The organism is Stenotrophomonas sp. GD03794 (assembly GCF_029842145.1).
GTDB classification, from domain to species: domain Bacteria; phylum Pseudomonadota; class Gammaproteobacteria; order Xanthomonadales; family Xanthomonadaceae; genus Stenotrophomonas; species Stenotrophomonas riyadhensis.
On record NZ_JAOCFV010000059.1, the window covers coordinates 1 to 21,855 of the forward strand.

A 21,855-nucleotide genomic window follows, 5' to 3' on the forward strand; every position below is an offset into this window, starting at 1 on the left:
GATGGGTTCGCATGAATCGGCAGTCTTTTCTGCAGAACCCCTCGGGCACTATCGACACCGCCACACACGGCCGTTGCTCGCCTTGATTCATCGCAAAAGGAGCCTCGCTTCGGCGGGGCGCCCCTTCTGATATTGCCCCGTCATGAATTGGGCTGCCATCTTCCTGACGTCTCTATCTCAGTGAAGCCCATCGGACGAGGTCAGATGGCCCGGACTCACGACGCCCACCGTTCGGCTTGTTATGGCACAACGGATAGCTGGAGCACGATCTGAAAGCGCCATGCGGTCCATTCCGGTCCACGAACACGCCCACCTTGCACACCGGGCAGCGCTCTTCGTGGATGGCCGCGCCTGAAATCGCGGTCACTTCCACCGCCCCGTCCTTCACCAGCTCATCCAGGAATGGCGAGTGCTTGCCCTGCAGCGTGAACATCGCAACCGACCGTCGCGCCCGCGTCAGCGCGACATAGAACAAGCGTCGCTCTTCGCTCAGTGGGTAGGCATCACCCTCCGGCATCGCCAGCGAAAGCACCGGATCATCCGACCTCAGGCTCGGGAAGCTGCGATTGATCATGCCCGGCAGGATCACGTAATCCGCCTCGCGCCCCTTCGATCGATGTGCGGTCAGGAACTCGACGTCCATTGTGCTGCCGAAGGCCGTCTTCCAATCCGAAGGCACTGCACCCCGATCCGCGCGGTAGCGCCCCAGGACAAAGACCGTCACGCGCCCAGTGCGACCTTGTGGAACGGCCCCGGACAGCAGCTGCTGGTGCAGCTTGGCGAGGTACTGGCGAACACCATCCTGCACCTCCTCACGGCGATTCATCTGGAACGCCTGCAGCACCGGGCCCATTGCCGGCGCAGCAGAGCGAACTTCCTTGGTGATCTGCGCGGGATTGCGGCTGATGAAGCGGCTGGATACATCGCACAGTGCCTGTGGGCAGCGGAACGTCTGTTCCAGTTTCAGCACCTGGCCGTGCCCCATCCATTCGCGGAATCCGGTCATCACCGAAACATCGGCGCCGGCGAAGCGATTGATCGACTGCCAGTCATCGCCCACCGCAAACAGGTGGCGGCCCGGTTGGCTGACCAGGGCGCGGCAGAGGCGGGCGCGGGCCCGCGAGGCATCCTGGAACTCGTCCGCCATCACCAGATCGTAGGGCGATTCATAGTGACCCTGTTCCAGCAGCCCGGCGGCCATGTTGAGCATGTCTTCGAAGTCGATGCCACGCTCGTCCGCCAATGCCTCGTCCCAGGCCTGGAAAACCGGCCCGGCGATTTCCAGGAAGCGCCGGTAGCGTTCCTTGAACTGGTCGTCGGGCATCTGCCGCAGGCGTGCGGCCATATCGTCCAGCGTCAGGCAGTTGCTCTTGGCATGGGCAATGAAGGTGCGCATCAAGCCGATCAGGTCTGCGTCCGGCATTGGTTTGGCGCCCTGGTCGGGCAGCTCCCGGTCCGGGTTCGGGTCGAGCTCGACGTTGGACTCGTCCAACCTCTCGGCCAGATGGCGCAGGGCGTCTCCGCTGCGCAGGCCATACGAGGTGGTCTCGACAAGAGCCGTGCCACGCGCTGCATGCTGCTCGCGCTTCCAATGCATGCCTTCTGCGTAGTTGGCGAAATGCTTTGGCGGCTGGCCACCGGCATCCAACGCAAAGTGTTCGTGATACAGCCCGGCGTCCGGATAATAGAAATCGGGGCGATACTGGCGATGGGTGTCGGTCGCCGTATCGAATTCGTAGCGCCGTTCGTAGTCGTAGGTCACGCCGTTGTAGAACAGCCAGTCGGCGATGACGCACTCTTCCAGGCTTTTCACCCGCTCACCCTGCAGTGTGCGGATATAGGGCGTGCCATCGCGGTCGTAGCCATCGGCCATCATTGCGGCACCGAACGGCGGAAGATCGCGCCCGAACACCAGGCGGAACATATCCCACTGGGTGCGGAAGTGGGTCGAGCGGTCCTTCAGGTCGTCCACCAGTTCGGCAAGCTTGTTGAAGCCCTGCGTCGCGTCGATGGCCCATTCCGGAATGTCGGGTTTGCGTCCCGTTGCCTTGGCGATGATGGCCAGGCCCAGGGCGTGGAAGGTCCGGGCCTCCACCACGGTATCGCCCATGCCGAGCCGGTCGAAGGATTGCTGCGCGCGTTCCTCCAGCTCCTTGGCAGCGTCCTTGTTGAAGGCGAGCATCACGATCCGCTCGGGTTCGACGAAGCCGCGGTCGATGGCATAGGCCGCCTTGGCGACCATCGTGGAGGTCTTGCCGGAGCCGGCCGCGGCCACGACCTGCACGCGGTTGTCGAAGCAGATGACGGCGCGGGCCTGTTCCTCGGTCAGGGGCTTGCTCTCGACCCGGTCGAGGAAGTCCTTGGCCAGCACCTGCTCACGCGTTGCCATGGTCGCGTTGGCGTCGGCCCAGATGGCGGGCCAATCCAGATGCCAGTCATTCAGTGCCTCAAGCGCAACCAGATGGCGGCTGGAGCGCAGGTCGCCGTGCACGTTCGCATCGAGGAACAGACTCTCCAGCTCATCCGGGGAGAGCGGCAGGGCGGGCCGATCAGCCAGCAACGCCTGCTGCTGCTCATGGGTGATCCAGCGTCGGCTGGCGTGACCTCGATCAGTCAGTGCGTCCGCCGCGCTCAACCAGGCTTGGATCTGCTCGAGGATGTCCTCGAACAGGCCCTTGCGCCCACGCGTGCTGCGCGCGAAGAGCAGGGTCCGCACAGCCGCTGCAAGCTGGGACGCTTGCCCGTTGGGCAGGCCGCCCACGGACACGGAACCGCTGTCGGTCTGCAATGAAACGCTGGCCCAGAAAAGCCCAGGAATGACCTGCACGCTGTGATCGTCATCCACGCGCTGCCGGTACTGTTGGCCTGCGATGTTCAGCTCGATGCATTCGCCATCCAGCCGCAACCGCCAGTGTGGCGAGCGTGTCACACGTTGGCCCCAGCCCGAGGGGCGCCATTCCATAGACATCCAGGTACTGCCTTGCAAGCGTCAACCGGGCATGTAGAGCCCCTAAGCCCGCATGATAAGGGGCCTTGACGTTGCATGGGGTCTTTCACTAGAGGGCAGGGCGCATCCAGATGCCGCCTATCTCAGCTCGCCCAACCACCCGGCGCATGGCATCATGAAATGCCTGAATCCAAGAGCTGGCCATGGAAATTGATTGGAACCAGATCGGAACCTTGAAGCACATCGGTGGCGGCTACGATATCCGGACGGATCCATTGAACATCCTGGTGACCACTGCGAAGCAGGGGCACGAGGGCGAAGTCGCTGACATGCTTATCGTGATGGACGATGGCACCGTCATTCCACCGGACGGGATCATGCGTCTGGCACGGGCGCCGGGCCGGATCCGTTAGGCGATCCGGAACCTGCTGCGTCAGCAGTAGTGAACGCCTGCCACGTGCAGTCGCGGCAGGTGAAACGCTGCCTGGTTCCGTGAAGACGCAGGCTGCGTGGGGCTGGCCTGCAGCATCACGTGGTCTTTGCAACTCGGAGGACAGGCATTGCTAAGTTCGCTTGGCATCCATCACAGGAACCTGCAATGACCCGGACGTCCACGCGTGTACTGCTCGGCCTCTGCCTGATCCCGGCCGCAGCCTTCGCCCAATCCGACCGCCAGGTGGCCGAGGACATGGTTACCCGCGCTGCCAATGTCTGCCCCGGCCACAGCAACGAGCGCACCACGCCTACAGTGAAAAAGGTGCCGGTCGGCGCACTGCGGGTCATGCTCGATCGTGGGCTGGTGATGTGCCCGGACCGCCGGCTGGATGCCTCTGCACCCGCGGTGTTCTACGGCCGCATTGGTGTATTTGGTTGGAATCCGGAGGTGCCGGCTGCTGCGACGGTGGTTGTCGCCAAGATCGATCAGATGACCCGCAAGGATGAATACCCGGTGGAAACGCTGGTGTGGGATGCCAAGGGCGCGGCCCTCACCCAGCAGACGGTTCCGGCGTTCGAGCCGCGCCCCGGTGCGGCGGTGCTGTACAAGGTGCGCTGAGCGTCGCGCTACCTGGTAGATGCCCACCTTGGTGGGCGTTCGGGTCCTCGCGCGTGGTGACGGAGTCGTGCCCACCAAGGTGGGCACCTACCAAAGCGATGCGACGTGGCATCCGGTAATGAAGCGCGATCAGGCGCTTGGCCCACCATGGTGGGCAGCTACCCGTATCGGGGCGCTACCTTGTCGGAGCATCTGCCGTCTGTGCGGCCACCATCGCCTGCTGCATCTCCTTCAGCGACAGATAGCCATCGCCATCAGTATCCAGTCCCGCGAAATACTTCGCGATTTCCGGCACCACCGCGGCTTCCTTCCTGCTGATCTTTCCGTCTTTGTCGGCATCCATTTCCTTGAATGCGACGTCGATCGAATCGGCCTGTCTGCTGAAACGTTCCTGCTGGAATCTCGCGTACTCGGCCTTGTCGACGTGCCCATCCTTGTTGGCGTCCATCGCGGTGAACGTGGAATCGATATAGCCCTGTCCAGGGTCGGCCGGTGCGGCTGCGGCAAGCAACGGGGCAACACAGAGTGCAATCAACAATGTGGTCCTGGTCATGGGTTCCTTTTCCTTGGGGGGCAGTCAGCGGCAGGGATAGGTGTAGCCGTCGGCGCTGCGGTAGGTATCGTTGCGGCGGTCATAGTTGCCGTAGCGGCGTATGCAGTAGTCGGCGCGCTCGCGGGTCTCGCGTTCGCGCTTGGCGGCTGCGGCAATCACACCAGCCACCACCGCCGCGCCCACTACACCCACCACTACGCCGGTTGTCCTGGCCTCGTGGCGGCGCTCGCGTTCCCGGTCACGTTCGCGCTCACGCTCACGGCGCTCCCATGCATCACGATCGCGGTCACGGTAGTCCTGGTTCCACTGCGGGCTGTAGCGGTCGCCGCGTTGCGCATGGGCGTCGCCGGAGTAAGGCAACAACACCAACAGGTTCGCAGCCGCCGCCAGCAACAGCGCGGCTCTTCCTGGTTTCATGAACATCGTCAAGCTCCTGTGCGGACATTGTCGGTAGCTGCAGTAGACCCTGCAGACATTGCGCGAACCTGCCGCCACTGCAGGCAGTGCAGTGGCTATTGAACCAGCGCCTCCACCGGATCCAACTGGGCGGCGCGCCGCGCTGGCAGGAAGCCGAAACCAATGCCGATGAGGCTGGAACAGGCGAAGGCGGCCAGAATCGAATTGGCAGAGAACACCAGGCTGAAACCCACGTTGGCCAGCTCCAACGCGGCGCCCAGCGCCAGGGCTACACCGATACCGAGCATTCCGCCGAGCAGGCACACCAGCACCGATTCGATCAGGAACTGCTGCAGGATGTCGCTGCGTCGCGCGCCCACCGCCATGCGCACGCCGATCTCGCGTGTGCGCTCGGTCACCGACACCAGCATGATGTTCATCACCCCGATTCCACCCACCACCAGCGCGATGGCGGCGATGGAGCTGATCATCATGGTAAGGATGCCGGTGGTCTGTTCGATGGACTGCCGGATCTGGGCGTTGTTGCTCATGTAGAAATCGGTGCTGCCGTGGCGGCGTGCGAGCAATCGCCCGATGGCCCGCTCGGCCACTTCCATGCTGATTGCATCGGAGACGCGCACGGTGATGCTGGACACATGGCTCTGCCCCAGCATGCGCGCCATGGTGGTGGTGTAGGGCAGCCACACCCGCAGCAGTGAGGCGTCGCCGACGGCGCCGGCGTCCTTCTTCACCACGCCCACCACGCGTACCGGCACGTTGCCGAGCAGCAGGGTCTGGCCGATCGGGTCTTCCTGTGCTGCGAAGAACCGTGCACGCGTATTGGCATCGATCACCACCACCTGCTGGCAGCCTGCCACGGCGGGTGGGCCGAAGAAGGCGCCTTCGCCCAGCTTCAAGCCGTGCACGCGGAAGTACTGCTCACTCACGCCCTGCATCTGCACGTTGGCCGAGCGGTTGCCGCGCTGGGCGGTGCCGCTGCTGGCGACGCCGGGCGTGGCGCTGTCCACGAACGGCTGCCCGGCCAGCGCCATGCTGTCGCCGGGCGTCAGGGTTTCCACCTGTGCGGCGTGCACGTCGCCAAAGCCGGAGCCCGGATAGATCTCGATGGTGTTTGTGCCCAGCGAGGAGATGTTGGACAGGATGGCCTGCCGTGCGCCGGTGCCCAGCGCCACCACCGCCACCACCGATGCAATGCCGATGATGATGCCGAGCATGGTCAGGAAGGTACGCATGCGGTGCGCGTTCATCGCGCGCAGGGCCATGCGGAAGGCTTCGCCGAAGCGGTCGCGCATGGCCTGCCAGCCACTACCTTCGCTGCGCTGCGGCAGGGCCGTCGCTGGCGCTCCTGCCATCAGGAGCCTGCCCGTGGCACGATCATTGACAATGCGGCCATCGCGGATTTCGATGATGCGCTGTGCATGTTCGGCCACGGCCATGTCGTGGGTGACCAGCACCACGGTGTGGCCCTCGGCATGCAACTCGCCCAGGATCTTCATCACCTCCTGGCCTGAATGTGTATCCAGTGCGCCCGTCGGCTCATCGGCGAAGATCACCGCGCCGCCGTTCATCAGTGCGCGCGCAATCGAAACACGCTGCTGCTGGCCGCCTGACAGTTCGCCAGGCAGGTGCTGCAGGCGCTCGCCCAGGCCAAGCCGCGCCAGCAGCTCGGCCGCGCGCGCGTGGCGCGTGGCAGCCGGCATCCCCGCATAGATCGCCGGAACTTCCACGTTGCCCAGCGCGGTCAGGTCGGTCAGCAGGTGGTAGCGCTGGAAGATGAAGCCAAAGTGCTCACGGCGCAGTTCGGCCAGTTCGTCCGGTGACATCTGCGCGGTCTCGCGACTGGCGATCTGATACGCGCCGGCCGAGGGCCGGTCCAGGCAGCCCAGAATGTTCATCAGCGTGGATTTGCCCGAGCCGGATTGGCCGACGATGGCCACCAGCTCACCGGCGCGGATATCCAGGTCGATGCCGTCGAGCACGACCAGGGTCTGTTCGCCGGCTGCGAATTCACGGCGGATGCCGCGCACGCGCAGCAGTGGTGCGTCCTGCGTCACGTCCATCATGGCTGCGCGGCGGCTGTGGTGGCAGCATCGCCGGTCTGCGCCAGTACCACCTGCTCGCCCTCCTGCAGGCCACTGCGCACTTCCACGTTGATCTGGTCGTCCAGCCCGGTGGTGATGCGCCGCAGGGCCGGGTGGCCATCCGCGCCGCGCACCTGCACGCTGTAACTGCCATCGGTGGCGCGCGCACCCAGCGCGGCCGAGGGAATGGTCAGCACGCCCTTGGCGCGCCCCAGCACGATGCGTACCTGCGCCGTCATGTAGCTGCGCAGGCGGCCATCGGCGTTGTCTACGTCGAACTGGCCGTTGTAGTACATGGCGGTGCGGCTGGCGCCCGCCGAAGCACCTGCCGGAGCGAAGCCGGAGGTGTCTTCGTTGGTGATCGATTCGGGAGCCGGCGCAATGTCGCGCAGCGTACTGCTGTAGCGACGTCCTGCGTCGCCAAGAATGGTGAAGAACGCTTCCTGGCCAATGGAGGTATGCACGACATCTGCCTCGGAAATCTCCGCGTATACCGTCATCACGTCCTGGTTTCCCAGCATCACGATGGTCGGTGCGCTCTGTACCGCGTTCACGGTCTGCCCCTGGCGCGCCACCACGGCCAGCACGGTGCCGTCGGTGGGGGCGGTGATACGGGTGTACTCGAGGTTGGTCTGCGCGATATCCACCTCGGTCTGCCGCCGCACGATCTCACCTTCCAGCGCGGCGATCTGTTCCCGGGTGGCATCGACCCTGGCCTTGGCCGCATCGACGTCGGCGCGTGCCACGAGCTGCGACGCGACCAGCTGCCGTTGTCGATGCAGTGTCTGCTCGAGCTGGCGCAGGTCGGTGGCCAATGCATCGCGGTTGGCACGCGCGGTGCGCTGTGCGGCCCGGGCGCTCAGCAGTGCATTGCGCTGGGTCCGCGAGTCGATATCGGCGATGGGATCGCCGGCCCTCACCTTGTCGCCCAGCTTTACATGCAGGGTGTCGATGCGGCCAGAAACCTGTGCACCCACGCTTACCAGTCGCGAGGGCTTCAGCGTGCCAGTGGCCTCCACCACCTGTTCGATGTTGCCGCGAACGACCGGTGCAACCTGCAGTTGTGGTGGCGGTGCGGGCCGAAGCCAGGCAAACAGAATCAGCGCGCTGCACAGCAGGGCGACAGCAATGATGAGCGCACGACGGCGCTTGCGCGGTACGGCGCTCATCTGCGCAGCATCCAGGGGAGACAGGTCATCGGTAGTCCTCGCGACAGAAGAAGTGCACGTCTGTCGTGGCAGAAGTGGAGGTCTGTCGAGTCTCGATGCGCTGGATTGCGTGAACCTTGCGGGTCTATCGTCGTGTCAGCTTCCGGCAGGAAGGGCGAGCAGTGCTGCGGCGATGAACTGCAGGCCACTACCGAGAACCAGCAGCGCATTGCGCAGGCGGTGGCTTGCCAGCCGCGCACCGCAGAGTTGACTCGCCGCGCCGGCCAACAACCAGAAGAACGTTGCAACCGGCAGCTTCGTCATGCCTGCACCGATGGCGATCGGCAGCGCACTGGCAATCATTGCCCCGGCGGCATGACCATCCAGAGCGCGCAGCAGCGGTGGCGTTGGGCGCGAGGTTGCCGCTCGCCATGCTGCCAGCCCATGCAGGGCGGCATGCACGGCGACGAACAGGAATACGGCAGCGGTCGCCGCTGCACTCGTGTGCCGATACGTTGAAGCCACCAGCGCAATGCCGGGCAGCAGCAGGAACAAGGCGCCGAACAGCCGCAGCAGCATGCCGGTGCGCTCGACTTCGGGAACTGTCCGCAGCCACAGTGGCCAATGTTGCAGGCCGAGCGCCGGGCCAGAGCGTGGGCGACGATTCCATGCGGCAGACGTAAGGCCCGGCGAATTCCGCGGTGGCACAGTGCGCGTGGAAGAGGACGGTGGAGGAGCTCCCTGGGTCACATGCAGGCTTCCTGTCAGATCCGGACGCAGCAGCCTCAGGGGTGCCACTCACCTGAATGCTGGGCAGCGAACATTGCCGCAACCTTGCGCCTCAACCGCGGCCGCTGCGCCTGGACAGCCGAGAGTCATCCACGTGGGGGAGGCGCTCAGTGCGCAGGCGCACCGGTGACGCCTGGATGCAGCGGGAACTCGACGCGGATCAGGGCACCGCCAGCGGGTGCATCCAGAATCGTGACGTGGCCGCCGTGGCGGTCCATCACCTGCCGCACCAGATTCAAGCCCAATCCGGCGCCTGTCTGCCGGGGGCGCAGGCGCTGGAAGGGTTCGAACACGCGTTCGCGCTGGTCGACCGGAATGCCGGGGCCATCGTCTTCCACCTCAAGGCTGCTGCCCTGCACGCGCACGATGATATGGCGCCCACCGTGCTCGGCGGCATTCAGCACCAGGTTGGAGAGCACACGTTCGATGGCGCCGGGCTCGCCCAGTACCGGGAAATTCGGTTCCACCGCCAGGGCGACCGTCTTGTCGGACTGGATCAGCAGGGGGGCCAGATCGGCGACGACCCGCTTGGCTACGCGCGCCAGGTTGAGGGAGTCCTTCGGGCCATTTTCTTCCATGCGGTGCAGGTCGAGAAGCTGCTCGGCCAGCGTTGCCAGCCGAGCGACTTCCACGGCCAGGCTGCGCGAGGTGGAATCATCGGTCGCATCGATCTTCAAGCGCAGGATGGCGATCGGCGTGCGCAGTTCATGGGCGGCGGCGGCGATGAAGCGGCGTTGCCGTTCGTGCTCTTCGTCCAGGCGGTCCAGCGCTTCGTTCACCGCGGTCACCAGGGGGGCGATCTCTACCGGCACTGCGGTCTCTGTCAGGCGGATGCCGCGGCGGCTGGCGGAGATGTTGCGTGCTTCCTGCGCGATGCGTTCCACGCCGGCCAGAGCGCGACGCACGATGATCGGGGTCAGGATGATGGTGGCCAGGCCCAGCAGCAGGAAGATCGGCAGGGTGATGATGTGTGCAGCCAACGCCATCTGCCAAGTCAGCGTATCGGTTTCGCCATGCGCCATGATGGTCAGCTTGCCGGCCGGACCGCTGTGCTGGCGTATCACCGTGGCCAGGCCATCGTTGCGGCCGCGTCCGCGCAGGTCGCCGTAGGGAATGCCGTCGAGGGCGCCGACCAGCGAGGCATAGGCAGGCGGAACGTCGCCGAAGGTCACATGGTGCCCATGTTCATCCTCGGCGATGAACCACGCGCCGGGGACGATCTTCAGCAGTTCGTCCAGCTCCGGTGTGTGTTCCACATACAGTTCGCCCTTGCTGTCGCGGTGAACGGCCTCTGCCGCCACCGGGGCGAAGGTCTGGATGGTGTAGTAGCCGCCGCTGTCGACACGCACCAGCACCATCAGCAGCGCGAAGAACGCCACCAGCAGTGCGAGCAGCTGGTAGATCAGCGTTTTGACGATCAGCGGGCGCTTCAGTGAGGGTCGATGCGCCATTACTTCGTTTCCCGCATCAGATAGCCGACACCCCGGATGGCATGGATTTCCACCCTCGCATCCGCGTCGGCCAGTTTGCGCCGCAAGCGTGAGACATGCGAGTCCAGCGTATTGGAATGGATGCCGTCGTCGAAGCCGTACACCGCCATTTCAATGGACTCGCGCAGCACGGTGCGGCCCAGTCGGCGGGCGAGGACCGCCAACACGCGGATCTCGCGGCGCGGAAGCTCCAGCCGCTGTCCGCCCACGCTGGCCTCGCCCGAAGCGGGGTCGAACAGCAGCCGGCCGATGCTCACCGGCTCTACCTGCATGCCGCTCGGCCGGCGCCCGGCTGCACGGATCCGCGCGAACAGTTCTTCCAGTGCGAAGGGTTTGGCCAGGTAGTCGTCGGCCCCTTCATCCAGGCCGGCGATGCGGTCCGGTAACTGCCCCAGCGCGCTGAGCACGATGATCGGTACCCCGGGGTTGCGCTCACGCAACAGTGAAATCAATCCCAGCCCGTCACCGTCGGGCAGGGTGCGGTCCAGCAACACCAGGTCGTGCGATCCGAGCAGGGCTGCTTCGCGGGCCATCGCCAGGGTGCTGGCCAGGTCCACCACGTAGCGCTCGCGCTGCAGGGCGGACTTCAAGGTAGCGGCCAGTTCGGCTTCGTCTTCGATCAGCAGGATGTGCATCGGCGGGAATCGGACGGGAAGGGGCGCGGGGGACTTCGGCAGGCGCCGGCACCGTATTACAGGAACATTGCGTGAACATGGCGTGCCAACGCAGGGGGAACCCCGCAGCGGTGCGGCCATCTGGCGCAAGGTTCGCGCAATCCGGGCACGCCAGCCTTGGCGCCCGTCTGCTGATCCCCAACCCTGGAGTGCCCATGAAGTTGTTCGTTCCGCTGTTGTTCGTTGCCGCGCTGGGCGGCTGTACCACCGCCAGGATGACCGTCACGCCCGATGGTCGCCGTGGCGTGTCCATCGACTGCAGCGGCTCCAGTTCCTGGAGTGGCTGCTACGAGAAGGCCGGGCAGATGTGCCCGGGGGGCTATGTGGTCTTCAGCAAGGATGGCGATGAAGGAAACGCCATCGCGGTGGGCAACAAGAACGGTTTCACCTCCACCCAGATGGCCACCCGCTCGATGCTGGTGTCCTGCTCGCACTGACGCTGGCAGGGGAAGTGGGTGGCCACTTCCCCCGCTGCTCCCTGCGGCACGGCCTCAGAAGCCGTAGGCCGCCTGCACGTACACCCGCCGCGGTTCACCCGGGAAGTGCCCGTTGCGCTCGATGAAGCCGCTGGCGGCATACACCTTGTCGAACAGGTTCTTGACGTTGGCCTGGAACTGCCACTGCTTCCACGTGGTCTTCCAGCTCATGTCGAACACGGTATGGGCCTTCACCGTCTGTCCATCCAGGCTCACGCGTTCGTCCACATGATCGGCGCCAAAGCCGATGGCGGAGTTGATCGCCGGCAGGTCGTAGCGGGTCCACAACCCCAGCTTGTTGTGCGGTGCATTGGCGAAGCGGCCACCGGAGGCATTGGTGATGCCGTTCGGGCCGGCGTCCTTCACCCGTGCGTCGTTGTAGGCGTAGGTCAGGTTCACCACCCAGCGCTCGGTGACGTCGGCCAGCAGGTCCAGTTCCATGCCGGTGCTGCGCACCAGCCCAAGCGCGGCCAGCTGGTTCACCCCGCCCATTACTTCACCGGTGGCCTGCACGATGTTGCTGCGGTCGATGCGGTACGCCGCCATGTTCAAGGTCACGCGATCGGCCAACAGGGATTTCATCCCGACCTCCCACTGCTTGCTGCGCTCGGCATCGAACGGGCCGCCGGCAGCGGGATTCTGGTTGGCCGCGCTTTGCGGCACGAAACCGCTGGCCACGTTGGCGTAGATGTTCAAGCCGTCGCGGACGGTGAACGTGCTGCCCAGGCGCCAGCTGAGGTCGCTGCCATCGACACTGCTGCGGCCAATGCGGTCGTCGTCCTTGAAGCCATCCCAGCGCAACCCGGCCAGCACATGCCAGCGTGCGGTCAGCGCCAGTTCGTCCTGCAGGTAGGCACCGTGGCGCGTGCTGCGGGTGGAGGTGCTGCGCCAGGGCAGGGCGCCCAGGTTGTAGTCATGCCAGGTGCTGGCCCCATAGACCGGGTGGAACAGATCGATGCCGCGTACCGGCCCGGCGCCGCGCGCAAGGTCGGCGCTGTTGGCGGTCTGCGCAGTGAAATCCGCATCCAGTTGGTACACATCGGCGCCAAACAGCACCTTGTGCTCGACCACGCCGGTGTTGATCCTCCAGACCGCATTGGCGTTGGCGGTGAACGCCTCGTTGTCGCGGATCTGGTTGCGCAGCTGGCGCGTCATCCACTCGGCCACACCATCGCGGTCACGATCGATCAGTCCCATCGGCTCGTGGTACATCTGGTGTTCGTTGTTGCTGAACCAGCGGGCGGCGAAATCCACGTCCAGGGTGTCGCGTGGCGCGAAGCGATACTGTGCCAGCGCCACCTTGGCCCGCATGTCGAGAAAGTCGCTGGCCTCGTTGTGGTTCCAGCGGCGGTCGGTGAGGAAGGTGCCTGCATCGTTCACCGGCACGCCGCGCAGGCGGTTGCCGCCCAGGTCCTGGGTGATGTTGGTGAACTGCAGCACCAGCTCGCCGGTCCGGCCGATGTCGAAGGCCAGAGAGGCATCGCCGATCACGCTCTCGCTGTCGGCATTCCAGCGCAGCCCCTGTTCGCCGTCGGCATACAGGCCGGCACGGTAGCGAACGGTGCCGGCGGTGTTCAGCGGGCCGGTTCCTTCGATCGAGCCGGCACGGAAGTCCTTGTTGCCCAGCTGCACTTCAATGCGCCGTTCGGCGGTGGCCCTGGGCTTGCGGGTCACATAGTTGATGACACCCCCGGCATCGCCGCCGCCATACAAGGCACTGGCCGGACCCTTCAGTACTTCCACGCGCTCGATGTTGAACAGCTGCGGCACCGAAAAGCCGGCATACGGGTCACCGCGCAGGCCGTCATAGAGCACGTTCTCCTGGCGGAATCCGCGCAGGGTCACCCCGGCATAGCTGAAGAAGCTGATGCCGCTGATGCTGCGGTACAGGTCGGTCACCTGGCGCGCGGCCTGGTCGTCGATCAGCTCGCGCGGGATCACCTGGATCGACTGTGGAACCTGCTCGAGTGGTGTATCGGTGCGGGTGCCGACCGCCGCATCGTCCACCCGGTACAGCGTCTGGGCGCGGCCGCGGACCTCCACTTTGTCCAGGTCCCTGGGGGCGGCAGTCTGGGGCTCGGCGGCCTGCGCGAGCGGGGCCAGGGGCAGGGTCAACACAAGGCGCAGGGCGCGCTGCAAGGCTGTCGGACGGGGCATGGGGGGAGTTGGCATGGCTGCAAATGAGAAAGATTAGCATTTGCAACACTTCGTGACCTATCCCCCGCATGCGCTATGGACGTGCGTGCGGGTCCGTGTAGGGGGTGCCGGCGAGGGCCGCCAGCACGCCGGTGGCACCACGCACGATCACCTGCACCATGGCCTCGCGCGGATCCTCGCCCTGCAGCTGGCTGGCCAGTCCCTTCTCATAGGCGGCCACCATTGATGCCATCAGCATGGCCGCGGCCAGTCGGGCTTCTGCGTCATTGGTGTCCCGGCCTGCGGAGACCGCCATCAACTGTGCGAGGTCATCGGTCAGCTGGGCCTGCAATCGGCGTGCATGCGCGACCAGCACCGGGCTGCCGGCCACGGTGGCCCAGAAGGCGGCCGCGCCGGCATTGATCCGCAGCAGGGGATGGCCACGGTCCAGCAGTTCGCGGACAAGTGACTGGAAGGCGGCCAGTGGAGTCAGGCCGCTGCGCGCCGCCATGCCCTCGCGCAGCAGCGCCCGCGCTTCCTCGTCGCGGTCGAACACCAGGTCCTCCTTGCTGGCGAAATAGTTGAAGACCGTCTTGCGCGAGACCCCGGCGGCCTCGGCAATCCCGGACATGGACACGGCTTCGAAGCCGTGCCGGATGATCAGTTCGGTGGCGACGTCCGAAATCAATTGGCGGGTCTCGGCCTTGCGCTGCTCGCGGCGGCCCGGAGGCGGGGTCATGGGCGGTTCACTTGTTGAAACGTACACCGAGTGTAACATTCGAATCTACAGAGCGCCGGCCCGGTGCTCACAAGGAATTCCCATGGTGTACGACGTCGTGATTGCCGGCGCTGGCCCGGTCGGTCTGTTCCTGTCCTGCGAACTGGCCCTGGCCGGGTGTTCGGTCGCGGTGCTGGAGCAGGCCGAGGTGCCCGAATCACCGCTGAAGCGGCTGCCCTTTGGACTGCGCGGTTTGAACGCGCCCACGCTGGAAGCGCTGGACCGGCGCGGTCTGCTGGACGCGGTCGCCGCCAGCCAGGTGCTGAAACCGGACAAGGGCGCACCGCCGCCCGGCACGGCTCACTGGCTGGCGCAGCCGCGGCCGCTGGGTGGCCATTTCGCTGGCATCCCGTTCGCGCTGGACAACGTGGACATCGAGCGTTGGCGCTGGCGACTGCCAACGCCGGTGGGGGTGCAGATGGCGATTGAGCTGCAGGCGCTGGAGGCGGTGTTGGCCGAGCGGGCAAGCGGGTTGGGCGTACGCATCGACCGCGGTTGCGCAGTGCAGGCGGTGACAGCGGAGGAGGCGCAGGTTGCGGTGCAGACCGGACGCGGCAGGGTATACGGCCGCTGGCTGGTCGGTTGCGATGGCGCGCGCAGCACCGTGCGCAAGCAGTCGGGCTTCAGCTTCGCTGGCACCGAGCCGGAGTTCACCGGTCATTCGCTGCGGGTCGAGCTGGCAGATCCGTCGGTGCTCACGCCGGGGCGCCAGTACACCGCGCACGGCATGTGCAATTTCAATCCACCGGATGTGCTGGCGCTGGCCGATTTCGACGGTGGTGCCGGCCATCGGACCGTGCTCGACCAGGGTGCCGCGCAGGCGTTGCTGCGTCGGGTCTCCGGCCGCGATGCAACGATCACCGCGCTGCATCTGGCCACCACCTGGACCGATGCCGCACGCCAGGCCACGGCCTATCGCAACGGCCGCGTGCTGCTGGCCGGTGACGCCGCGCACATGCACTCGCCCTTGGGTGGGCAGGGGTTGAACCTCGGTATCGGTGACGCAATGAACCTCGGCTGGAAGCTGGCCGCCGTGGTGCGGGGTGATGCTGATGAGGCACTGCTGGACAGCTATCAGGCCGAACGCCATCCGATCGGCGCCAGGGTGCTGGACTGGTCACGCGCGCAGGTTGCGCTGATGCGTCCGGGGACTGGCGCACGCGCGCTGGCGACGGTGATGGCGGATCTGGCCGACACCCGTGATGGTGCGACCTATCTGGCCGAACGGGTCTGGGGCGTTGCCCAGCAGCTCGATCTGGGCGATGGCCATCCGTTGGTCGGTCGCAGCGTGCCGGACGTCCTGCTGGCCGATGGCCGCCGCCCAGGGGAGGTGCTGAGGGCAGGGCAGGGCGCGCTGCTGGTGTTCGAGGCAGGGGCTCCGTTGCTGCAGGCTGTTGAATGCTTGCCGCAACGCCCTCCATGCATCATGTCGGAGCAGGAGGGCGTGCTGGGGCTGGGCGCGGTTCTGGTCCGCCCCGATGGCATCGTCGCCTGGGCCTGCGACGCGGGCGGTGATCAGGCGGGGTTGCCCCAGGCGTTGCAGCGCTGGTTCGGGATGGCCGCCTGACCCTCACGGTGAAGGCGCAGCCGTGCAGGCTGCGCCGGCCACGATTACAGATCCTTCTTCTTGCCGCTCAGGTCGATCGGCCGGTCACTGCCCTTGCGCTCGCTCGACCACACTTCCATGCCCTTGTTGCAACGGCTTTCGCGGGCGGCCACGTCGCGCGGCAGATCCTTCAGGTGCGGCGATTCCTGGCAGGCCTGGTGCATGTTGCTGTCGTCATAGGTGGCGCAGGCACTGAGCGATGCCAGGGCGATGGCGGTCAGGGCGGCGCGGTACAGGGGCTGCAGGGTCATGGGTGGTCTCGGGGTGATGCCGGAGCGGCCATGGCATTCCAATCCGTGATGCCGGGCACGCACAATCCGACCGATCGCACTTGTTATTTTGTAACGATTTGGTGATAGTCGGGCACTTGCGTGGTCAGGCGATGCAGACCACCAGCACCGTGCACAGTGCCAGCATCAGCACGAAGACGCGGCGGCTCAGCGCGAGGCACGCGAGGTAGGCGGCCAGCGCCCAGGCGCCCAGCAGGGCGCAGGCCAGCAGCCACAATCCCGTCGCCATCAACGAGCCGTTGGTCAGTACCGACAGGGCGATCGCCTTGAACAGCGCCACGCCGAGTACCCCGCCGAGTACACCCGCCTGCAGGGCAACGGCATCGTGGCAGGCAGGGGCGGGGTGGTGGAACATGCGGGCCGGAGTTGTCATACGGAAGGGGGGGCGCAGCTACTGTGCCCGACCGCATATCCACGCCGTGTGTTCTTCGCGTGCGTCAAACGCATGCAGCGCGACGTCCTCAGTCGAACTCGCCCTCGGCCGACTCGAGCCGCTGCCGGTAGGCCGCGCGGTGCTGGTACAGGCGCTGGCATTCGGCCGACCTGTGGATGCGGCTGCCGGGTTCGTTGGCCACCGAGTCGCACATCCGCGCGATGTGGTTGTTCTCCGCCAGCTCGGTGACGAAGAACACGGCGGTGATACCGGTGCCGAGCAGCACGACATACAGCAGGCGGCTGAGCCAGCGCGACAGCTTCCGCTGGAAATGCTGCTGGATGGTCAGGTCGAAGCGGATGATGCTGAGCACGATCCAGACGATGGCGACCAGGAAGCAGATCGTGGGCAGCAGGCCGCGCCAGATTCCTGCTTCGTACACCGACTCGCTGTAATGGACCGCTGCACCGGCACCGGCGATGGCGATCGCCAGCGCCCAGTTGCGGCCCAGCGAGAGCAGGTCATCGAGCAGCTTTTCGCGGTTCTTGGTCGGTCCTGCTGCCACGGTGGTTCCTTCTGCGTGCTGCGACCGGCGACGGATTGCCGCCGATCGTGCAGATGGTGGAGCATCGCTTCGACGATGAGAAGCCTGCCCGCTCAGTTGCCGCCCGCGCGTGCACCGATCCAGCGCCGGTAGCGGCGGGTCCGGCATTTACCGGCCGCCTGTGCCAGCAGCAGTGCCCATACCGGTGAGACACCCGGCGCGGTGGGGCGGCGGCGGCTCAGCCGAGCCAACTGGTATTTCACCGCCGCCATGTGTGCGCTGGCCGCCAGCGGCTTGCTGCGCCAGTTGATGTTGCGCAACGCGGGCACCTGGTCGCGGCCCTGTTGCCAGTGGTGTGGCAGATCCGGCTCGATCGCCAGCGCGGTGGCAATGCCGACCATCGCAACGCCGCTGTCCAGTACCTGCTCGGCCACCGCGCGGCGGCGGATGCCGCCGGTGACCATCAGCGGCATCGTCGCCACCGTGGCGATCTCACGCGCGAACTCCAGGAAGTAGGCCTCGCGGGCCAGGCTGCGCTCGTCGCGCGCGGCGCCGGTCATGGCCGGTGCTTCATAGCTGCCACCGGACAGCTCGACCAGATCCACGCCGAGTGGCGCCAGCATCTCCACCACGGCGCGCGCATCCTCGGGCGAGAAGCCGCCGCGCTGGAAATCTGCGGAGTTGAGTTTCACCGCCACTGCGAAGGCGGGCGACACCGCCGCGCGCACGCCCTGCACGATCTCCAGCAGCAGGCGTGCACGGTTGTCCAGGCTGCCGCCCCAGCGATCCTCGCGACGGTTCGACAGTGGCGACAGGAACTGGCTGAGCAGGTAGCCGTGCGCGGCATGGATTTCCACACCACTGAAACCGGCACGTTCGGCCAGCTCGGCGCTGCGGATGAAGCGGGCGATCACGTCTTCGATATCCGCCTCGGTCATCGCCCGCGGCGGCGCGAACTGTTTGGACAGTGCGCCCATGTCCAAGGGGACCGCCGAAGGCGCCAATGCCGGTTGGCCGAGGGCGGCCGGCATCTGCCGCCCGGGATGGTTGATCTGCATCCACATCTGCACCCCGCGCGAGCGCGCGGTGTCGGCCCAGGCGATGAAGCGCTCCAGGTGGCGATCGTCTTCCAGTACCACGCCGCCCGGGCCAGTCATGGCGCGGCCATCGACCATCACGTTGCCGGTGATGATCACGCCGGCGCCGCCGTCGGCCCAGCGCTGGTAGAGCTCCAGCAGCGCGGCCGATGGCGCGTGATCGTCGTCGGCCATGTTTTCCTCCATCGCCGCCTTGGCGATGCGGTTGCGGATGACGGCACCGGAAGGCAGTGCCAGGGGCGAGAACAGCGACATCGGACAGCTCCAGGACAGGGGAATGGCGCTACGCTAACCTTCAAGTTTGATTGAAGGTCAACGGGTTCCAATGTCGAGGATTCAGGCAGATGAAGATCGGTGAGCTGGCCCGCCTCACGGGCCTGGCAGCGTCGCGGATCCGCTTCTATGAGGACGCCGGACTGCTGACAGTGCAGCGCCAGGCCAATGGGTACCGCGATTACCCGGAGCAGGCGGTACTGCTGCTGGAGCTGATCACCGGTGCACAGCGCGCAGGCTTCAGCCTGGACGAGATCCGCGCGCTGCTGCCACCGGACATGGGCCAGTGGCAGCACGATGCACTGATCACGATGCTGCAGCAGAAGGTGGTCGACATCGAGGCGCTGCAGTTGCGGCTGGCACAGAGCCGGACGCACCTGCTGGCCCTGATCGAAGACATCCAGGCGCGGCCGGAAGGCATTGATTGCGCCGCCAATTCGCGGCGGGTGCTGGACCGCGTGAAGCGTGGTGAGCTGGCGCGGCCGACGCTGGCGGCGGGCGATGTGGCGATGCTGCGACCGGATCGCCGCCGCCGCAGGGGTGGCGACTGACGACCCGGCACGGTAGTCAGTGGCTGCCGGCGACGGCGGCCTTGCGCTTCTTGTCCAGCATCACCGCCACGCACCACAGCAGCAGGCCGCCGATGGCGGTGGCCGCGCCGACGTAGCCGGTGCTGGCCGGGCTGAAGCCGGCGCTGATCGCCATGCCGCCCAGCCACGGGCCGAGTGCATTGGCGGTATTGAAGGCGGCATGGTTGGAGGCGGCGGCCAAGGTCTGCGCCTCGCCGGCCACGTCCATCAGGCGGGTCTGCAGCACCGCAGCCAGCGCGCCCATGGTGCCGACGGTGATGATCATCGGGCCGATGGTCCACACCGACTGTGCAGCCAGCGGATACAGCAGCAGCATCACGATCGACCACAGCAGCACTACGGCGGCGGCCTTGAAGTGGAACTTGTCCACCAGCCAGCCACCGGCGATGTTGCCGATGATCGCGCCGATGCCGAACACGCCCACCGCCAGCGGCATCCACGATTCAGCCACGCCGGTGACCTGCACCAGGGTGGGTGCCAGGTAGGTGAACACGCAGAACATGCCGGCGAAGCCGACCGCGCCGATCGCCAGTGCCAGCCACACCTGGGTGGTATTGAACGCGCGCAGTTCGCGCATCGGCGAAGTTCGCACCTCATCCGGGTCCGGCAGCAGGAAGCGCGCGATCATCGCCACGGTGGCAATGGCCAGCACGCTGACCAGGGCGAAGGCGGTGCGCCAACTCAGCTGCTGGCCGAGCCAGGTGGTCAGCGGATTGCCGACCAGGATCGCGATCGACAGGCCCAGCAGCACCCGCGACATCGCCTGGCCGCGCTGGCCGGCGGGGCTGATCGCCGCTGCGACCAGCATTGCCACACCGAAGTACGCGCCGTGCGGCAGGCCGGCCACAAAACGTGCCACCAGCATCGTGCCGTAGTTCGGGGCCAGCGCACTGGCCAGATTGCCAATGGCATAGAAACCCATCAGCGCCAGCAGCAGCTTGCGGCGCGGGAAGCTGGCGCCGACGAAGGCAAGGATCGGCGCACCGACTACCACGCCGATGGCGTAGGCGCTGATCAGGTGGCCGACCTGGGTTTCGGAGATCGACAGCCCACGGCTGATTTCCAGCATCAGGCCCATGCTGGCGAACTCGCTGGTGCCGATGGCGAAGCCGCCCAGTGACAGGGCGAGGATGATCAGGGTGCGCTGACGGGGCGTCAGCCGCGCAGCCAGGGAAGAGTTGGGGCTCATGCGGGGGCGCGATGGGGGCGGGGAGCCGGGCATTGTACTGCTGCAACGCAGCAGGGATCACCGCATGCTGCCAAGAAACAGCGTTCGGCCGGTGGAGTCCACGGCCGGTCAGGCCCGGATATGCATGTCGCTCCAGATGGCGAACGCGACGGGTTCCATCTGCGTCTCCAGTTCGGCGAGCACGATGTCGCGAACCCTGATCAGGGCCGCGTGGTGTGCGGACAGTGACGTGTCGCGGGTGCCCGTGGTGGATCCAGGTCCGCCAACACACTGCTCCAGCGAGCAGGCCGCCTCCATCAGGTGCTGCAGGCGCTGCTGCGGCGTGGCTCCGCTCCCCGCATCCGACGACGATTGACGCTGGCCCAGTGCAGCGAGGGCCATGCTGTACTTGCCGCGCAGGCGCTCGGCCAGCGCGGGGTCCAGCTGCCGCAGGCGCCTTGGATGGGCGTTGTCCGCGATATCGGCCAGCTTCACTTTCAAGGCCAGTGGATGTTCACGGATGCGTGCGTAATAGTGGGTTGCATCCTGCGCGCTGTGGCGGCTGAGCAGGTTGACCGTGTCGCGGATCGGCGGTGGAAACGCCTGCATCCGGTCAGCGAAGTCCGGACAGTCCTCGACCACATCGTGCAGCCACGCTGCGGCCTTGGCCATGTCATCGTCGCGGATCGCCGCCGCCACTCGTGCCACATGCTCGATATAGGGGTGGCCGGCCTTGTCCTGTTGCCCTGCGTGGGCTTCGGTGGCCAATGCGCGTGCCTGGGCAACCCAGTCCATGTTCGCGTCCTGCAGGTGGAGGCTCGATTATCACCCGGCTTTCGCGCCAGGGCGTTGACTGGCCGTGGAGCGCTGGTTAGTGTGACGCCACCTGCAAGCTGCAGGTGTCTACCGAGTGTGGTTTTTCATGTTGGAGAGTGTCGTCATCGGATAACCCTTCCCGTGTGTCTTCCGGGAGCGGTTATCGAATGCGTGGTTCCTTGGCCGGGCGCTGTTGGCAGCCCGTGTCGTCCGCATTTCCGATTACGCAGGATCTCTCTTTCCATGAATATCTCCCGAGCGGAGCAGAGGACGCTGCACGTCCTCGCCCAGGGTGGCTGCATTGCCTGCAGCCGTGATGGCTCAGGCCGCGTGCGCGGTGTCGAATGCTTCAACCGTGAAGGACTGCTGCTGAGCGATTGCACGTTGGCCGTCTTCAGGAAGCTGAAAAACAAGCGCCTGATCAGTTCGCACGATGGCCGCCCCTACCGGATCAATCGTGCCGGACTGGTCGCGGTGCGCCCGCAGCTGGACAATCGCTGATGCACGATGCATCGCTTCTTTTCCATTGTGTTTCCATGGCGCGGCAATGCCGCG

The 21,855-nt window shown here is 66.0% G+C and carries 22 protein-coding genes; 6 read left to right on the forward strand and 16 right to left on the reverse strand.

Annotated features, from left to right (window positions below; all coding sequences use genetic code 11):
* Nucleotides 1-172 precede the first annotated feature (172 nt).
* Nucleotides 173-2,962, reverse strand: a complete 2,790-nt coding sequence (locus N5D91_RS20860) for a UvrD-helicase domain-containing protein (RefSeq protein ID WP_180855471.1) — start codon at nucleotides 2,960-2,962, stop codon at nucleotides 173-175.
* A 188-nt stretch (nucleotides 2,963-3,150) separates the two neighbouring features.
* On the opposite strand from N5D91_RS20860, the gene N5D91_RS20865 reads away from it, so the two are divergent.
* Both N5D91_RS20865 and N5D91_RS20870 read left to right on the forward strand, forming a co-directional pair.
* Nucleotides 3,151-3,360, forward strand: coding sequence for a hypothetical protein (locus tag N5D91_RS20865; protein WP_153856052.1), 210 nt, complete (start codon nucleotides 3,151-3,153; stop codon nucleotides 3,358-3,360).
* Nucleotides 3,361-3,545: 185 nt separating this feature from the next.
* Nucleotides 3,546-4,001 carry a hypothetical protein gene (locus tag N5D91_RS20870; protein ID WP_164162064.1) on the forward strand — a complete coding sequence of 152 codons (456 nt, stop codon included), beginning with the start codon at nucleotides 3,546-3,548 and terminating at the stop codon, nucleotides 3,999-4,001.
* A 175-nt stretch (nucleotides 4,002-4,176) separates the two neighbouring features.
* On the opposite strand, the gene N5D91_RS20875 is transcribed toward N5D91_RS20870, so the two are convergent.
* From N5D91_RS20875 to N5D91_RS20905, 7 genes are all read right to left on the reverse strand, one after another.
* Nucleotides 4,177-4,554 carry an EF-hand domain-containing protein gene (locus N5D91_RS20875; RefSeq protein WP_110712752.1) on the reverse strand — a complete coding sequence of 126 codons (378 nt, stop codon included), beginning with the start codon at nucleotides 4,552-4,554 and terminating at the stop codon, nucleotides 4,177-4,179.
* Between the two features lie 24 nt (nucleotides 4,555-4,578).
* A complete protein-coding gene (locus N5D91_RS20880; RefSeq protein WP_110712751.1) occupies nucleotides 4,579-4,977 on the reverse strand; it encodes a hypothetical protein in 399 nt (132 codons plus the stop codon).
* A gap of 89 nt (nucleotides 4,978-5,066) precedes the next feature.
* Nucleotides 5,067-7,031, reverse strand: a complete 1,965-nt coding sequence (locus N5D91_RS20885) for a MacB family efflux pump subunit (RefSeq protein WP_343203053.1) — start codon at nucleotides 7,029-7,031, stop codon at nucleotides 5,067-5,069.
* Nucleotides 7,031-8,221 carry an efflux RND transporter periplasmic adaptor subunit gene (locus tag N5D91_RS20890; RefSeq protein WP_279909012.1) on the reverse strand — a complete coding sequence of 397 codons (1,191 nt, stop codon included), beginning with the start codon at nucleotides 8,219-8,221 and terminating at the stop codon, nucleotides 7,031-7,033. Before N5D91_RS20890 ends, N5D91_RS20885 begins: the two co-directional genes overlap by 1 nt.
* A 135-nt stretch (nucleotides 8,222-8,356) precedes the next feature.
* Complete coding sequence (locus N5D91_RS20895) at nucleotides 8,357-8,779, reverse strand: hypothetical protein (RefSeq protein WP_258011641.1); 423 nt, start codon at nucleotides 8,777-8,779, stop codon at nucleotides 8,357-8,359.
* Nucleotides 8,780-9,096: 317 nt separating this feature from the next.
* The gene (locus tag N5D91_RS20900; protein WP_180855468.1) at nucleotides 9,097-10,440 is read right to left on the reverse strand and encodes a HAMP domain-containing sensor histidine kinase; all 1,344 of its coding nucleotides are present in this window, start codon (nucleotides 10,438-10,440) and stop codon (nucleotides 9,097-9,099) included.
* Nucleotides 10,440-11,114 carry a response regulator transcription factor gene (locus tag N5D91_RS20905; RefSeq protein WP_180855467.1) on the reverse strand — a complete coding sequence of 225 codons (675 nt, stop codon included), beginning with the start codon at nucleotides 11,112-11,114 and terminating at the stop codon, nucleotides 10,440-10,442. Before N5D91_RS20905 ends, N5D91_RS20900 begins: the two co-directional genes overlap by 1 nt.
* A 194-nt stretch (nucleotides 11,115-11,308) precedes the next feature.
* On the opposite strand from N5D91_RS20905, the gene N5D91_RS20910 reads away from it, so the two are divergent.
* Nucleotides 11,309-11,590, forward strand: coding sequence for a hypothetical protein (locus N5D91_RS20910; RefSeq protein ID WP_008266215.1), 282 nt, complete (start codon nucleotides 11,309-11,311; stop codon nucleotides 11,588-11,590).
* Between the two features lie 54 nt (nucleotides 11,591-11,644).
* Here N5D91_RS20910 and N5D91_RS20915 read toward each other — a convergent pair whose 3' ends face one another.
* Both N5D91_RS20915 and N5D91_RS20920 read right to left on the reverse strand, forming a co-directional pair.
* On the reverse strand, nucleotides 11,645-13,786 hold the full coding sequence (locus N5D91_RS20915) for a TonB-dependent receptor (RefSeq protein WP_180855466.1): 2,142 nt from the start codon (nucleotides 13,784-13,786) through the stop codon (nucleotides 11,645-11,647).
* Nucleotides 13,787-13,859: 73 nt separating this feature from the next.
* Nucleotides 13,860-14,504, reverse strand: a complete 645-nt coding sequence (locus N5D91_RS20920) for a TetR/AcrR family transcriptional regulator (RefSeq protein WP_110712744.1) — start codon at nucleotides 14,502-14,504, stop codon at nucleotides 13,860-13,862.
* A gap of 82 nt (nucleotides 14,505-14,586) precedes the next feature.
* On the opposite strand from N5D91_RS20920, the gene N5D91_RS20925 reads away from it, so the two are divergent.
* Entirely contained in the window at nucleotides 14,587-16,110 is a 1,524-nt protein-coding gene (locus N5D91_RS20925; RefSeq protein ID WP_164162070.1) for an FAD-dependent monooxygenase, read from the forward strand.
* Nucleotides 16,111-16,154: 44 nt separating this feature from the next.
* Here N5D91_RS20925 and N5D91_RS20930 read toward each other — a convergent pair whose 3' ends face one another.
* The 4 genes from N5D91_RS20930 to N5D91_RS20945 all read right to left on the reverse strand — a co-directional run bounded on the left by N5D91_RS20930 (nucleotide 16,155) and on the right by N5D91_RS20945 (nucleotide 18,708).
* Nucleotides 16,155-16,400 carry a hypothetical protein gene (locus tag N5D91_RS20930; RefSeq protein ID WP_110712742.1) on the reverse strand — a complete coding sequence of 82 codons (246 nt, stop codon included), beginning with the start codon at nucleotides 16,398-16,400 and terminating at the stop codon, nucleotides 16,155-16,157.
* Between the two features lie 124 nt (nucleotides 16,401-16,524).
* The gene (locus N5D91_RS20935; RefSeq protein ID WP_180855465.1) at nucleotides 16,525-16,794 is read right to left on the reverse strand and encodes a hypothetical protein; all 270 of its coding nucleotides are present in this window, start codon (nucleotides 16,792-16,794) and stop codon (nucleotides 16,525-16,527) included.
* Between the two features lie 106 nt (nucleotides 16,795-16,900).
* A complete protein-coding gene (locus N5D91_RS20940; RefSeq protein ID WP_180855464.1) occupies nucleotides 16,901-17,377 on the reverse strand; it encodes a hypothetical protein in 477 nt (158 codons plus the stop codon).
* A gap of 92 nt (nucleotides 17,378-17,469) precedes the next feature.
* A complete protein-coding gene (locus N5D91_RS20945) occupies nucleotides 17,470-18,708 on the reverse strand; it encodes an NADH:flavin oxidoreductase/NADH oxidase family protein (RefSeq protein WP_153856063.1) in 1,239 nt (412 codons plus the stop codon).
* An 89-nt stretch (nucleotides 18,709-18,797) separates the two neighbouring features.
* On the opposite strand from N5D91_RS20945, the gene N5D91_RS20950 reads away from it, so the two are divergent.
* Nucleotides 18,798-19,277 carry a MerR family transcriptional regulator gene (locus N5D91_RS20950; protein WP_153856064.1) on the forward strand — a complete coding sequence of 160 codons (480 nt, stop codon included), beginning with the start codon at nucleotides 18,798-18,800 and terminating at the stop codon, nucleotides 19,275-19,277.
* A gap of 16 nt (nucleotides 19,278-19,293) precedes the next feature.
* Here the strand turns inward: N5D91_RS20950 and N5D91_RS20955 are convergent, their stop codons facing one another.
* Both N5D91_RS20955 and N5D91_RS20960 read right to left on the reverse strand, forming a co-directional pair.
* Nucleotides 19,294-20,505: an MFS transporter gene (locus N5D91_RS20955; RefSeq protein ID WP_110712737.1), complete on the reverse strand. Its 1,212-nt coding sequence runs from the start codon at nucleotides 20,503-20,505 to the stop codon at nucleotides 19,294-19,296.
* A gap of 108 nt (nucleotides 20,506-20,613) precedes the next feature.
* Complete coding sequence (locus N5D91_RS20960) at nucleotides 20,614-21,279, reverse strand: HD domain-containing protein (protein ID WP_180847883.1); 666 nt, start codon at nucleotides 21,277-21,279, stop codon at nucleotides 20,614-20,616.
* 264 nt (nucleotides 21,280-21,543) lie between these two features.
* Between N5D91_RS20960 and N5D91_RS20965 the strand changes: the two genes are divergently transcribed.
* Nucleotides 21,544-21,801 carry a YjhX family toxin gene (locus tag N5D91_RS20965; protein ID WP_110712735.1) on the forward strand — a complete coding sequence of 86 codons (258 nt, stop codon included), beginning with the start codon at nucleotides 21,544-21,546 and terminating at the stop codon, nucleotides 21,799-21,801.
* Nucleotides 21,802-21,855: the final 54 nt, after the last annotated feature.